Below are 14780 nucleotides of genomic sequence, written 5' to 3'. Positions count from 1 at the left end.
ATACAACTTAATCATTAAATAAAAGTGGATAGATCTCTTCCAGACTGGTCATGCCATCGCTGAATATCCTGAAAGCATTTTCGGCTAGCGTTTGGATATGACGCTCCTTCAGAAGTTCATTGATATACATATTCCCGTGTTTGATTTCCCTGGCCAGATCCTGGTCTACCGGGATCACTTCGTACACCGCTTTTCGTCCTTTGTAACCGGTGTAGTAGCATTGTTCACAGCCATGAGGCGTAAAGTGTTTCTCTACTTTTGCGTAAGGCTTGAATTGTTTGGGATACAGATCGGTATTCAATTCTTTTTCTTTTTTGCAATGCGGACACAACAACCTGATCAATCGCTGGGCAACAGTGGTGTTCAGGGTATTGGCCACCAAAAAAGGCGGAATGCCCATATCGATCAGCCTGGAAACCGTCCCCCACGCCGAATTCGTGTGAATGGTTGAAAGGACCAGGTGGCCGGTCAATGCCGCCCGGATCGCCATATTGGCCGTTTCGGTATCCCTGATCTCGCCCACCATGATCACGTCCGGATCTTGCCGCAAGAATGTCCGCAATGCCGCAGCAAAACCTAAACCGATTGATTCCTTGAGTTGCACCTGGTTAATGCCCTCCAGGGTGTATTCCACCGGATCTTCGACGGTCAGGATGTTGCGGGTCTCTTTATTTAAGAGTTTCAGGGTGGCATATAAAGTCGTCGTTTTTCCGGAACCCGTCGGGCCGCTGATCAACAGGATCCCGTTAGGTCGTTTGGCGCCTTGCAGGTAATTGTCCAGGTCGAACGCTGAAAAGCCAAGGTTGTTCAGGTCAATATCCGTGGCATCATGATTCAACAAACGTAACACCACTTTTTCGCCGTGTAAGGTCGGCAGGATAGAAACCCGGATGTCAAACTGCTGGTCCTGATGTTTGAAATTAATACGCCCGTCCTGCGGCAGGCGTTTTTCAGAGATATCCAGATTTGACATGATCTTGATCTTATTGATCAGCGCGGGATATTCTTCGCGTTTTAACAGGTACCGCTCTACCATCATGCCGTCGATCCGGATACGCACGCGACACTTGTTTTCATAGCTTTCGATATGGATATCACTGCTTTTCAGATTTTTGGCTTCTCCGATCAGATTCAGCAGAAAATCATCTGCGTCTTTTTGGAAAGGCAGCCGGGAGACGCCTTGTGCAGCGCCATCCTTGATGTAGTAGGTCGACAGGAGCCGGGCGATCTGTGCAGCCGGGATAGCCTCCAGCTGGATCGTCAGACCCAGCAGGATTTCCAGCTCAGCGACCAGGCTGGCCTGCTCGCTTTTTTCCTCGCAATACAAAGTAAAAGTGGAACCGCTCTTTTGTTTCGGAAGAATACGGTAATGCCAGGCCTGGTCTTTCGTCAGCAGGTGGATATTATCCGTTAATAAAACAAGGTCGTCGGCAAAATTCATGGATAGAGGGAAGGTAACAACCAGTTATCGCTGGTCAAATCGATTTGATCTGACCAGCGTTGAGCGATTAAAAATACCATGAACAGGATGGCCTGCAAGCCGGCCAAAGGTATTTGTTGCTGGTTTTTTTTTGACAATAGTCGGATGACACTCCAGCATAGGACGATGATCACTAAACTACTGATATAGAAAACAATATAATTCAGTATGGAGAGATAAAATGCAATGGCTATTAAAAACAGCATGTCCCCAAGCCCCAATAAGTCTTTGCTGATATTGACCCAACGGCTGTGCTTAACCGAAAAATAAACGGTCACCAAAAATAATTGCAACCCGATAAACAGCAGGTTCAAAGCGATGTTCCCGCTGAGCTCGGTCCACGTTAAATGCTTCAGAAAATAATTGGATAGCACGAAAAGAACCGACAGCAGCGGGAACCAAAACCAATACACCGACCGGCTTTTGATGTCCTGAAGGAAAATTGCGAAAAGAATGAAAATTAGGGGTAATTGAAAAATCAGCACGTCAATCGGGGGTCACTTCTTTGATATTCTTGTCCTGGTCTACTTCCCATACATTAAAAGTGCCGTTACCATTGAAATCTACGACAGCAGTTGCCCGCGCAGTGAATGTCGTGCTGGTCGCGCTGATGATCTCGACGCGATAATTGGCCCGGCCATCCTTGCTGTCCGTACTTAACTTCTCCTGTAAAAAGCCAATGGCGTTAAGATCGGTGCTGTATTTAGATTTTTCATAAAAAAAGGTTTTTTCCAGGGTACAAACGTGCTCCAATTGCTCTTTGGCCTCCAGGCTCTTGGCTCTGGTAATTAACGGCAAAAGATTGGGCAAAGCCAGCAACACCAAAATGCCAATGATCACCAGTACCACTAAGATCTCGGTGAGGGTATAGGCTTTGATTCTTTTCTTGAAGACTGAAGTCTGCATCATGAACGGGGGAAATTCTAAGCTGCAAATTTAACCAATTTAATCGCAAATACCAATAAAACAAACCCGTAAAGTCCACTTTACCTAAAATTTGTGGTAATCCACAGAGGGTTATAGCGCATTTCGGGCTCTCGCCGCTTTTTCATGTCAACCCGAGTCACCCATAAGCCCACCATGCATAGCTGGATTTTTCCATGTGGATCCACTTTTGTGTGGCAAAGTGTTACGCATATTGGTAATCAGAAGAAAGAGGAATGACCCGGCAACAGATTGCAAATCTGTTGGTATACATTGTTCGAATTATTCTAAGATTGAGAAAGGGCAAAGGGAAATATCCGTAACAGCACCCGTCACTTCAATATTACAGTGAATGAACTGTTAAGTTTAAATAAAACGAACTCTACTCAATCGGAAGCACTATTAAATAAATATCAATAACCTATCCTCAGAAGATCAATCTGCTGTTTATAGGTTAATTGAGTTATTAGTATCTGAGCAGAAGTTAAAAGAACTTCTTAAAAAGTATGGCTTATAAGAAGTAGAGTAATAGCTTCACTACAAAATCATTTTAAAACCAGTTATAAGAAGAGCCTTGCAAGGGTCTTTTCCTATTTTGCCAATTCTTATTGAGTTCACTAATAGACTTTTCTTTATTTTTAGCCCACCAAGTTTGATACAACTGTTTGATTGTAACTACATCTTTATATTCTAATGGTTGATACCCGGCATTTTTTATGATTATATTCCGTATAAAGAGAAGGTATCGTTTATAATTCTTTTTATTATCTAAATTAACATCTCCTCCGCTCAAAATCAATTCAATAACATATGCTGCATGAATACCATTGAAATTGTTGAGTTCTTTTAAGTTGGAATTTTCCGGGTCAAAACTTCCTGAATAACCCTTTTTATTGTTGTCAATATTATTTATCAGATCAGGAATAGCTTCTTTTCCAAAATTCATGAAATGACGATACAAAACAGTGTCATCATTTCTCTGCCGTTCGGACAAAAGAATTTTGATTGACTTTGCGTATGCAAGCCGATGGCTTTCTTTAGCTTTGCTTCAGTTCTTAGTTTTTGCAGGCGTTCGTAAGCGGTAGCACCGCTCAATCTTTTACCGTTGATATTGAGCAATAAGGCATCATCTTTTATGCACAATGTTTCAATAATTAGCTTTTATGCTTATTTTTGATGTATAAGCATTGCATTTAGCTACCTCATTATGTCAGGAAATAATATTGGGTAACGAATCAAAGAGTTTAGAACTGCGCTTAAACTCACGCAGTCAGAATTAGCCGAAAAGCTAGGTCTAATTTATATCCAGATCGGGCGTTATGAAACGCAGAAGTCGGCACCCTCTTCGGATGTGCTACAGAAGCTGGCCGCTGTATTTGGCATCACTACAGATTTTTTAATGATGGGCAGCCAGGATGAAGCGGTGGCCGCTCAACTGGCCGATAAGGAACTGCTTAAACAGTTTAAAGAAGTGGAACTTTTAAGCCCCGAAGACAAGCACCTGGTTAAGACCTTCATTGATGCTTTCATCACCAAAAGGCACGTTCAGGAACTCGCTAAATAACAAAGCCCGGCGCATGGCCAGGCTTTGACTTATATTGCTAACTGAGGCTATTATTCATCCATTATTTCAGTAATCGACTTATTAAGAGTATAAGTTAATCCATTTACTTTTATCCGATTATTATTACATAATACTAACTGCTCTTTGCCATCGGCATAAACGATTTTCAAAGTACAAATTGCCTTAAAAACCGCTAATTCTCTTTTAGCTCTATTTAATTCAGCAACTATTCGTTGTATATTATTTTTATCTGTTATTTCAGAAGGAACATGGTTGTCTTTACTCAAGTAAAACTTGATAGCCCTAATATTATTATTGTCGATTATAAAGCTATTCTGACACCCCAATATACTTCCAATTAAAATACAAATTACAATTATTGTATGTTTCATGATTTTCAATTTACCCTTTTTTCTGCCGCTTTTTGACGCATTCCACCACCTGTAACACCTTCTATAAAAGTCTTTTGAACTTTTGTTCCAGGGTCTTTAATGATCGTTGCATTTTTTAGTTCAGATGCAGCCTTCCATAATTGATTAGGAGTCGTTGCATTAGTTGAACCAATTTTTTCTCTATAATTAGTTAAAGGCGTTCCGGGTGGAGCAGCATATAAAACGCCCTCTTTTGCAAAATCAGAGCAATTACACTTTAGGCCATTATATGAAGAGTTTGCCTCCTTAAAAGCATTAAGCCCATCTACTACGGCCGCATCAGTAGAGGCATTGGTCGAAAATTTAATAACTCCATCAGCGGCTCGTCCTTCAGATCCAGACACATCAGAATTCTTCAACGCCTCTAATGTGGTAACTGTTCCTCCGTACGCAGCTGGAATATCTTTATCGAAATTACTTTTACCGGCACCATCTCCGCCTGGCCAAAGATCATAGTACGTCACGGTACCAGTTTTAACCTGTTTTGTGATCGCGTTTCCATGCTTATCTAATTTTGTATTCCCGTGTTTATCTTTGACTTCCTCGGTTCTATAGTTATCAACTGCGATTCCAGCATGTCCAATATTTCCATCATGTGTCCCCCAAATTGTGAGATAGACATCTTCACCATTAGGATCTATATATTTTACTGGATTATTTAAGGCATAATTGTAACCACTCCAATTAGGATACGCTTCGGTTTTAGGATCAATCGCCGTCCACCTGGCAATCACCGGATCATAGAACCTTGCGCCGTAATCATATTGGCCTAATTCTTCTTGAATTTCCTTTCCGTTATAAAGGTACTTATTTCCTGTAGATGTCAGGCCAGAATTTGGCATTATCATTCCGAACGCGTAATAGTCTGTTTTATCTTTTAGGTCGGCTTGACCTGAACTGTTGATGCCGAATAACGCGCGCGTATTACCCAGGTGATCTTTTAGGAAATATTCATACGATGCTCCTGTGGTCCACCTGCCTTCGGTCGTGTGCAGCAGGTCAAAATTATTTCCGTCAAATTCCTGCCCGGCTATATAGTAGCGGGTCTGACCAGTAAGGCTGCTCTGTTTTTTAAGCTTTTTCCCTGTAGCGTCGTAGGTATAATTTATCCAGCCGCCATTGCTCAAAACAATATGGCTGGGCAGGTTCAGGTAGTTGTATTGTATGCTGTCTACCCCCTTATTTTTGTCGCTGGTCTGGCTTCCGTTCGCGTCGTAAGTATATTCTACAGATACGTTGGCGCCGTTGTTGAACCCATCGCTGGTACCCAGGTCTTCTATCTTTTTTACCTGGTTGCCGCTATAGGTATAGGTCAATGCATCCATGTGCGTCGTGCTGCCGGAAATGATACCCCAGCGGTCAAGGCTCAATATGTTGCCGTTCTGGTCGTAACCGGTTATCGCCTCGCTGTAGGCATTGTTTACGTTCCAGCCTGTACCGCCGTTATCGTTGTACACGGAATTAGTCAATCGGTTCATCGGATCGTAGCTATAGGCAAATGCCCTGCTTTTGGCGTCTCCCAACGTTTTCCATACGGCCTCCGAGATATTGCCGTTGAACTGGGTAGCCGCTCCGGCTTCCGGTTGGTCGTAGTTCAGTTTCAGGGCAAAAAGTTGGCTGGCAGATAAGGCAGCAGGGTCATTTATAGAACTCAGCCAGCCACGGATATTATAAGCATAGTTCATGCTTTGCGCGCTACCATGCTGGCTCTTGGTAAGGAGCTGGCCGACCTCGTTGTATGTATTGCTGGCGATCGTGACCTCAGGGTCATTGTCGACCTTGTGACGATGGGTAAGCGGCCTTCCTGTATGATCGTAGGTGAATTCTTCCAAAACTGTCTTACCTGCGTAATTCACCGGTGTGTGCAATTGTTGCAATATCTGACCATTAAAGTCGTAGTTGATAGTATTGCGGTCAGTGCCCCCTAATAGATTATTGCTGATGCTTTGCACAACGCGGTTGTGGTCGTCATAATACATCCTGGTGTGTATCCAACTGGGCGTCCCGAGTACCCTGACGCTGGTCGAGGCGGTCAAACCCTGAATGTCGTTCACCCTGGGCACCAGTGGAACAAAGTTGTACTCCGGGGCCTGCGTGGCCTGGCTGCCTGAATAATTATCATAATACGTGAGCGTTAGCAGCTCTGTATCCCGCTCGGGAAAGACCGCATCGACCGTCTGGCTTCCGGCCCCGATCTTTGCTGCAAATGAATTTCCAATGGACGCACTAAAACCAAAGCCTGGTTTTAATGAAATAGAATGGCTGGCCTGGTAGGCAGCATATCCGTCGTAGTGATCGGATACGATATCCGTTCCAAAGCGGGTCGCTTCCGGCGACGAGGGAGGGGTAGCGTTCTGTATGCCCTTATTGTAAACCGTGTCCTGCATATCCTGCCTGCTGATCGTGGAGCCCGGACGATAGATCCCGGTGACCACGACCCGGTCGAGGGCGTCGTATTTGTTGAACGCCCATTCGTTGTTAACCCTCCTGTTACCATCCTGCGTCAAGATCAGGCGGTCTGCCTTGTCGTAAACCAAATAGGTCACAGAAGCGCCAGGTACACTTTTTTCCACCACCCGGCCGCGTTCGTCGTACTTGTACCGGAAAGCAAATTTGGCAAGGTCGTCTTCCGTCGGGTTATAGCTATCGTCCTGCATCACCTTTCTGACCAATTCAGGCTGCAGCACAACGCGCAGGTCCTCTTGATCGTCGTAAATGTAAAAGGTTTGGGCCCAATGGTCCCTGTTGACCGGATCGGGAGAATACATGACGGCCTGCACCTTTTTCAGTATAAGCTTGCCCTCTTTGTTCGTGTATTCGCGTACGGATGCGCCGTTCTCGTCCTTGATGACCTTTACTGAAAGCGAACCGGTGGGATAGTAATTCATGGCGCTCCGCTGCGGGTTCCCCTGCGGGTCGACCACCCAGTTGATGACCCTTTCAGCGCCGCCACTAGTACCGTTAACGTTTGTCAGATACGAATAGCCCGTTGCTTTCTGGTTGTCGCGCCAGTTCTCGCCGGGGCCGTACGCTTGTACGGGGCGGTTCAGCGGCGATGATTCAAAAATGGTTTCGCCATAGGCATAAGTGTCATGCGCTACATTGGCCTGAGAACGATAAAAAGTATATTGTTCACCCGACTGATACCTGACAACATCATAGGCTGAACTGGCTGCCGGATCTTCTACTGCACGCGGCCTGTATAGTCCGTTATTCCCATCGGCGTAAGGTAACAGGCTTCTGTTCTGCCGGCCGTACTGATCGTAGACCACTGGTTGAATAATGTCCTGCTGCGAGGGCGCCCCCTGCTTACTTACGGTCTGCTTCAGCCTGCCTAGTCCGTCGAAATACTGCGTGGCCCGGCTTGCCGACCCGGCAGGCAGCCCCTCTGTATCCAGATAAGACATGATCCCGGGCACCCTTACCGTGGTCGCCGTTATACTGTTCATGTTGGTCACCGAGTCTTTTAGGATCACGGATCTTACCGCAGAGGTGTAGGAAACAGTGCCTTTTGTTACCTGGACCTTGAAAACGCCAGGCTGACTTACGGTCAGTGTGGCACCCGTGGCACCCGCTATCTGTGAGCCGCTGGCATCCTGCCACGCGTAGGAGTCGTAGCTGAAGTTGGGAACGCTTAAAATCACGGTATTACCGGAACTCAGCAAACCGCTGTTGCTTGCGCCGATCACCGGCACGGGAACGGGCGAGAGGACCCTGACAGGAAAACGAACATAGTGCGTCCCAAATACGCCGTTCATTGTAAATTCGGCGTCGAACCCAACCTCTGCCAGGCCTCCCCCATCGTCGGGCCAGGCGACCGTGCTTGAGAACGGTGTGCTGTTGTTAATGTCACCCCCGCTTGCATATAAGTTCCAATTTGGCGGGTCGCTCAGCGTTGGCGGAGGCACCACGTTGCCTTTCATATCTTTAAATACTATAGTGTATGTGCAGGTTTCGTTCGGGTTAACGGAAGCTTTTCCTCTGATCTCCATCGCCGCTATTTGGGCGCTCGCTGTTCCAAATGCAGATACCAAAAGCAGCACCAGTGCACAATGCCGGAGCGCTGTGGTTTTTATGATTCTGATCGTTCTCATTTGCGGTATTGATAAGTAAAGGTTTTGATTATGTTGTTGCTGTTGTCCCTGACGATCGTCACCCTGCCCAGGCCGTCGTACTCGTAAAAAGTCGACAGGCTGTTCCCGTCGGTCTCGCAGACCGCTCCAAAGAGGGGATCATAGGCATAGCTGGCGATCGATACGTTTGCAGAAACGAACTTTGAACGCAGGTTCACATTGAAATTTTTCCACGCCGCCTTTTGAGCAGGTGCGGTCAACTGCCCGACAGATGCCAGGAAGGTGTCCAGATCGGGATACCCGGCTTCGGAGACCGCCGCAGAAACCTTCGCGTCCAGCTCCGCCACCGATACGTTGTCGGCCTTGATGACCGGAAGGGTCTGGCCGTAACCCCAAACGTAGCTGGATGTGACATCGCCCTCTTTACCTAAGCTTAGCATGTTCCCCTTGCCATCGTATCCGTAATATCGCAATCTTGTATCGTAAGCCCCTCCCCCTTTTTTACTTTTTACTGTGACCGGGGCCACGATGCCGTTCCCCCAGTCCTGGTATTCTGTGCGTCTTGCCGTCAGCAGATCAGAGTTCTTGTTGCTCAACAGTTCGATGACCGGGGAAATGATGTGCCTGTCCACCATGTCCCTGTAGGGCTGCTGGGAAGAGAAATCGATAGGATATTTGTACGTCGTAGAAATAACGCCCCCATCTGATGCAAAAAAACTTTCGCCTGTTCTCAATCGATGTGTCGGATCATCATAAAGATAGTTTTTAATGGTGCTGTAGGTCTGGCCGGTGAGGTATGTATACTCCTTCTCTGAGGACAGCACCCGCCAGGTGGACAGGTTGTCATATGACGCGATATAATCCAGCGTGAATCCAGCGAGCGACGAGGAGGGTAGCGCATGGTAGCTTTTCAGGCCCCTGATCATATCACTTTCTTTTGGCGTATACTCATAAAGCGTTCTTTTTTGGACTGCGCCATCACTGTTTTTAACCACCACAGAATCCAGTTGCCCATTTTGTGTATTACTTGTTGCCGGGAACCCGGGAAAAGGAACAAACACGTCTTCGGTATTAAAATAATTGTATTCTGTTCGTCCGCCTTCACCGTTCTCCCCCTCCAGTACGGTAACCTTGTCATAACCGATCGGATTGCCTTGTGCAGAAAACCCCGGAGAAATTGTTGAGGATGTTGTCCTGCAAAGATACTGGCCCGAGGACTGCTGACCATCGCCTTGAGTACCATCCTGCTGATTCACTTCAGCAAAAAAATTATTCAGATCCCGGGATATCCAGTGCCCGGAGGAAAGGCCGCTTGCTAAGCCATTTTGGGTGTACACAAATCTTTTTGCACTTAAATTCTTTCCGTTGTGATCGAAGTTGCGGATCGATCTGATCCTCTGCCCTCCGCCCTTTACGCTCGGTACGCCAATTTTTACGTCGTATTCCGCGAAAAGGTGGACATTGTAATTACTTATCGTGTTGACCTCGATGGTGTAATGCCCCAGCGGCAAAACGACGTACTGCACGCCACTGGCCATGTTGAATGACTTGAGCACTGTGCCGCCGGAATTTTTTAAATAGCCGATGTATTGACTTGGGGAGAGGGTCTCGCTCCCGCTGATCACGTAGGCGCTGGGCGTGAAAGTAACGGCAGTTTCCTCCGCCAGGTCGAACCCGCTAGTAAGCTGGTATTGCTGACTGTCGGGATCGGAGAAGGCAAAAAGCGACGTCGTACTTACGCGATAGTTGTACCCGTAATAAAAGGGCCGAGATTCCTGGGGCTCGAACTCGAAGACCGTATGTCCGCCGGTGGGATAAGTTATTGACGAGAGCGTTCCCCTGCGGAGGATAAGCCCGGTGGTATCGGGTGGGCGGGTCGCGCCTGGAAAGAACATTGTCGAATTTACCTTTACGGGGCTTAGCAGGGTCGGCAATTCTTCGCCTGGCAGTACGGGGCTGTAAAACACCGAGGGATAGCCCCAATTGTCGACTTGGCGGGAATATTTGTCAGGCAGGGCATTCGGTTCAAAATAAGCGAACCGGTAAGGCGACTTGGGCTCATTGTTCTGACCGAACTCAGAGACTGAGTCAAGCTTGAGCCTTTTATTGTTGTAACCCGTGCTGCTGCCATTTGTAAAATACGAAGTGTAAAACGAAAAGTGTTTTAAAAGAACGTTCGCGTTATTATATAGTTCAATACCGGCAAGTTTTTGAGGAACAGCGCTGGTTTCTGAGTTCCGTTCTATGTCTTGTCTTTCTTCCCGGTCAAATAAGAGATATCCTGAATCGAACGCGACCTTGCGCAGATAAATATCATGAATAGCTTGTCGAGAATTATCGAAATAATTATATACGCTCGCCAGAGGTATTCCGGATGCAAAAGCATCGTAATGCACAAAATCATACCGCGTTTGACCTCTGCTTACCAAACTCAGGCTTTCCCCAATATCGTAATAGAATCTCACTGTATGATTGTTAACCGATCTTATAGAATCTAAATACCAAGCCGTCGTGTTTTCGTGATATGAACTGGTAAAATGTGTGGACAATCCAGTAAGAGCAGTATTCTGCGAACCGTTTGAATAGCTAGTCGATTTCTCAGATGTACCAAAATAAAATGCAGTACCGTCTGCTGTGACGATGATCCATCGGCGCTCAGAAGGAATATAATTGATCTTTAGGTTATTTTTATTCTGCATCAGCACAGGGCTGCCGTCCGCCTGTTTACCCATCACAAATTTGCCGGCGTCCTTCCCGAAATTGTAGAAAAAAATATCGGGTTCGCCATCTATACCGTTCTGAACGATATCCCGGATCTTATTAAGATTGCTTGAATTTAAATTTGCGGGGTCAGGTAGCGATGGCGCAAACATGTATCCGTTGCTATCGAAGTCATCAACTCCCCTTATAGAACGGGTAATTACGCCTCCGCAATTTAAAGACCATCCTAAACCCACCCAGCTTGCATCCTGCGCAACTCTGACTCCTGACGCATCATATTGTAAACTTACAGGAATACTGACGTCACCAGATCTGGCGTCGTAAAGAGGTATATTGATATTTATCTTGCCCGTATTGTAACTTACAGGCACATCCCCATATGTCCCCAAGGCGGCTGCGGTCGGGGACGGCGGGATGATCTTGTTCGGGCGATAGTCATTTTGACCGAGAACTCTCGATGTCGACAAAAGAAATGCCGACCAAATAACAAACTTGAAATGGAAATTACTTATGATCATTGTGGTAAGGCCGCGGGTGCGGTGTCAATATGGTGTATTATCTTTTTATTCGGGATCAGTTTTTATTGGAGGCTTTCATTAAGATCACTATTTGTTGTTTAAGCTGATCTATCTGTTGTTGTTGGGAACGGAGCTGTGTTTCTTTCTCTTTGTCACGACCATCTTTTTCGATCAGATAGAGCGTCAATTCTTCAACTTTTTTGGTTAATAATTTGTTCATCTCACCCAAATTGATCCCGTCTTTTTCAACGACAGCTGCAGCTGGCATATCCGGCAAATGATGGTTCTGGTCGATATACGATTTCACCTGCGCAAGCGGCATGAGCTTGTAATCCTTTTTGAATACATAGTCAGGAAACCCGCTGGTCTGCACATAGACTTGTTTAGCATATACTGCTCCATCAGTGTGCGAAATTTTGAGTGCAATATGGCCGGCGATGTCGGCGTCGAACAGCGTTTGGCCCGTAGCCCCGGTAGTTGGTACGGTTGCGAAATACATGTCCCCGAAGACCGAACTATAAATTACCCCACCGCCATTATTGTTATTGTCACCGTTGGTTAGCCAACTGCAATTGGAGCCGGAGCCGATTCTTGAAGCGTTGAATCCCAAATAACTCGTACCCCAATTAAGTACCTGTGAATCACCCGCACTACCAATAGACGCTTTACTAACGCCGTCCTCCACCTGAAAAAGGGAAAGGGGGTTGCTAACGCCGATACCTGTGTTGCCGTTACCGCTTATGTGGAACACTTCGCCCATTCCCTCACTCCCAACATACGTTGGAGAACCATTCATGATCGAAAAACTCCCGCTTCCATCTGCCGGGCCTATCCCAATATACCAGGGAAAATACACACTACCGGTTCCTGACCACCTGTACATCTTAAGTATGGCATCCGCGAACGGGGTGGCAATGAATATCTTCCCATGCGCCGGCCCACCTTCAATACTTAGAGATTCGCTCGGGCTCGTCGTACCGATGCCGGCGTTGCCGCTTGCTGGAAAAGTGTTGGTCGTTTGCGCTGAGGATTGGCCATACATAGCCATGGCCACTATCGTGGCAAGGAAAATTTTTTTCATAGGTTTATTCAATAGTGATAAATACAATAACTAAGGGGAGCGCAGAAACAATCATACGCAATTAATACCGGCAAATATTGACAACCGGAGCAACATATTCAAATAAAACGGCATTAATATTATTAACATTCCTGAAAATAGCCTTAATTAACTGCCGCTTTTAATTAATAGACAATAAGTTAAATGAGGATGACCTAACCAACCGACCTGGTATCAGTCGGCCTACGTTTAAACCCTCTCGAAAAATATCAAACATCAATATTCAGTTGACAGCATCTTGAACATTGCGGGAATTCCGGTCATATACTTTTTCATACATTCGATTTTGATTCACACACGCGAAGATTCGCAGGATGATCTTATATCGAATCGCATTAACCACCGACATCCTGGGCTTATTGTCGATTTTGGTTCGTCTCTCGAAATAGGCTTTGATTTCCGGGATGTTTCTAATGGCACACAATGCACTCAGATGGAGCAGTGCTTTCATTCGCTTATTGGCAATATTGGATAGTTTGGCTTTGCCTTTATATTTACCGGATTCGTTAATAAAGGGTGCCACTCCGGCATAACAAGCAAATTTCTTCGGGTCCCGGATGCTTTTAAATTCGTTGGTGCAGATGATAATCTGTAAGCCGGTTAACGTGCCGATGCTCGGAACCGAGGTCACCAGTTCCATCAGCTGGTGCAGCCGTTCATCTTTTCCGACAATCGTTTGCATATGCTGATCAACGACTCCGATATCGTGTTCAATGGCCTCCAATGTCGAAATACACATATTCGATAAGCGTTGATGATCCTTTTGCTGATGAAACTGACCATGTTCTTTGAGGGGACGCTTTAAGGCCGTCCGGACATTCACCAGGCGGCGGCGGAGTGAGGTCATCAGAGCCAATTCTTGTGTAGCTTCTCTGCTTTATAGTGCAGCAGTTCGGGATTGTCGGTGATGAGAGTAATTGAATGATTCACAAATACAAGCTAATGTGTTGTTTAATCTTGTACATTAGTCGATATATTTACAATACCGCTACAGATGTAGTGGTTTACTGCTTATAACAGCTTTGGAAGCCGAATAGTTACCGTTAGAAAAAGAGATAAGGTATCTCAAAGCGAACTCGCTTCGAAGATAGGGTTGCACGCAAACGTGTTGGGCAGATATGAACGGGAAGAAGCATTGCCTTCGATTGAGATAGCAGCAAAGATAGCCAAAGCCTTGGAGGTGTCATTAGATTACCTCTCGGAACTTACAAATACGGAATTGGATAGTACGGTACTAAGTCGCATAGGCGAAATCTCATCTTTGCATGATGAGGATAAAAAGCAGGTATTTATGGTTGTGGATGCCCTGCAAGGGATAACAAAGCTAAACGTAAGTAACGATAAATGAACAAAGCCCGGCAATCGGCCAGGCTTTGTTATTAGATGCAATAGAGCCAAAGCGGACGTTATTACACACGTCGCAGACGTGCACCAGTACAGGGGGGAGTTGGCACCAGCAAGTTTGACATATTACCGTTACTAGATCGAATAAATATTCCTAATCAGTTAAACAATATATATCGAATTCCAAGTCAATGTTGTAATAATTGAGACGCTCAATTAAAGCTTTATCAAATTTAAAATAAGGGTTAACATCAAAAAAATAGGCATAGCACAAAAGATGATTCTTCGGATATCTGCGCAAGATGTCATGAAAAACTGTCTTGTCATTATCCATAATAGAAAGCATAATCTCGATTGATTTATTTAAATATATTCCAGACTGGGCATATTGCTTTTCAATTTTGTATATCCACAGATTGTGGTTGTTAACAGCGCCCTCTATTACTTCTTTCGTCCTGGGATGAGTTTTAGGTGTATTTTTGACTATTATATCTGTTGCTTTTATTGAAAGTAATTCATCAAAAGTAGATGGATGATCTTCTGCTGTGTCTATGTACAAGTTACATCCAAACTCGTCAGGTTTTATGTTTTTATTCTCAGTCATG

The 14780-nt window shown here is 45.5% G+C and carries 12 protein-coding genes and 1 pseudogene; 2 read left to right on the top strand and 11 right to left on the bottom strand.

What is annotated here, in order from left to right; genetic code table 11:
- Positions 1 to 7: 7 nt before the first annotated feature.
- The 5 genes from ACFGVR_RS15415 to ACFGVR_RS15395 form a co-directional block, all read right to left on the bottom strand.
- Positions 8 to 1441, bottom strand: a complete 1434-nt coding sequence (locus tag ACFGVR_RS15415) for a GspE/PulE family protein (RefSeq protein WP_448698207.1) — start codon at positions 1439 to 1441, stop codon at positions 8 to 10.
- Complete coding sequence (locus tag ACFGVR_RS15410; protein WP_448698206.1) at positions 1438 to 1965, bottom strand: hypothetical protein; 528 nt, start codon at positions 1963 to 1965, stop codon at positions 1438 to 1440. The genes ACFGVR_RS15415 and ACFGVR_RS15410 overlap by 4 nt, the downstream gene beginning before the upstream one ends.
- A 1-nt stretch (position 1966) precedes the next feature.
- Entirely contained in the window at positions 1967 to 2389 is a 423-nt protein-coding gene (locus ACFGVR_RS15405; RefSeq protein ID WP_448698205.1) for a type IV pilin protein, read from the bottom strand.
- A 565-nt stretch (positions 2390 to 2954) separates the two neighbouring features.
- Positions 2955 to 3350, bottom strand: a complete 396-nt coding sequence (locus tag ACFGVR_RS15400; RefSeq protein ID WP_448698204.1) for a hypothetical protein — start codon at positions 3348 to 3350, stop codon at positions 2955 to 2957.
- A complete protein-coding gene (locus ACFGVR_RS15395; RefSeq protein ID WP_448698203.1) occupies positions 3347 to 3547 on the bottom strand; it encodes a hypothetical protein in 201 nt (66 codons plus the stop codon). Before ACFGVR_RS15395 ends, ACFGVR_RS15400 begins: the two co-directional genes overlap by 4 nt.
- A 91-nt stretch (positions 3548 to 3638) precedes the next feature.
- Here ACFGVR_RS15395 and ACFGVR_RS15390 point away from each other — a divergent pair, with 91 nt between their 5' ends.
- Positions 3639 to 3968, top strand: coding sequence for a helix-turn-helix domain-containing protein (locus ACFGVR_RS15390; protein WP_448703039.1), 330 nt, complete (start codon positions 3639 to 3641; stop codon positions 3966 to 3968).
- A gap of 50 nt (positions 3969 to 4018) precedes the next feature.
- Here the strand turns inward: ACFGVR_RS15390 and ACFGVR_RS15385 are convergent, their stop codons facing one another.
- From ACFGVR_RS15385 to ACFGVR_RS15365, 5 genes are all read right to left on the bottom strand, one after another.
- Entirely contained in the window at positions 4019 to 4360 is a 342-nt protein-coding gene (locus ACFGVR_RS15385; RefSeq protein ID WP_448698202.1) for a hypothetical protein, read from the bottom strand.
- 5 nt (positions 4361 to 4365) lie between these two features.
- Positions 4366 to 8493, bottom strand: a complete 4128-nt coding sequence (locus tag ACFGVR_RS15380) for a DUF6443 domain-containing protein (protein ID WP_448698201.1) — start codon at positions 8491 to 8493, stop codon at positions 4366 to 4368.
- Positions 8490 to 11711 (bottom strand): hypothetical protein, encoded by a 3222-nt coding sequence (locus tag ACFGVR_RS15375; RefSeq protein WP_448698200.1) that lies wholly within the window; start codon positions 11709 to 11711, stop codon positions 8490 to 8492. Before ACFGVR_RS15375 ends, ACFGVR_RS15380 begins: the two co-directional genes overlap by 4 nt.
- A 55-nt stretch (positions 11712 to 11766) precedes the next feature.
- Positions 11767 to 12792 carry a hypothetical protein gene (locus ACFGVR_RS15370; protein ID WP_448698199.1) on the bottom strand — a complete coding sequence of 342 codons (1026 nt, stop codon included), beginning with the start codon at positions 12790 to 12792 and terminating at the stop codon, positions 11767 to 11769.
- Between the two features lie 262 nt (positions 12793 to 13054).
- Positions 13055 to 13678, bottom strand: a complete 624-nt coding sequence (locus ACFGVR_RS15365; RefSeq protein ID WP_448698198.1) for a transposase — start codon at positions 13676 to 13678, stop codon at positions 13055 to 13057.
- A 183-nt stretch (positions 13679 to 13861) separates the two neighbouring features.
- On the opposite strand from ACFGVR_RS15365, the pseudogene ACFGVR_RS15360 reads away from it, so the two are divergent.
- Positions 13862 to 14179, top strand: a pseudogene (locus ACFGVR_RS15360) (helix-turn-helix domain-containing protein); the annotation flags it as partial.
- 150 nt (positions 14180 to 14329) lie between these two features.
- On the opposite strand, the gene ACFGVR_RS15355 reads toward ACFGVR_RS15360, so the two are convergent.
- A complete protein-coding gene (locus ACFGVR_RS15355; RefSeq protein ID WP_448698197.1) occupies positions 14330 to 14779 on the bottom strand; it encodes a DUF4279 domain-containing protein in 450 nt (149 codons plus the stop codon).
- Between the last annotated feature and the right edge of the window lies 1 nt (position 14780).

Source organism: Mucilaginibacter aureus (assembly GCF_053514885.1).
Note: the sequence above shows the minus strand (reverse complement) of the source record. Positions and strands in the feature narration are given on the sequence as shown.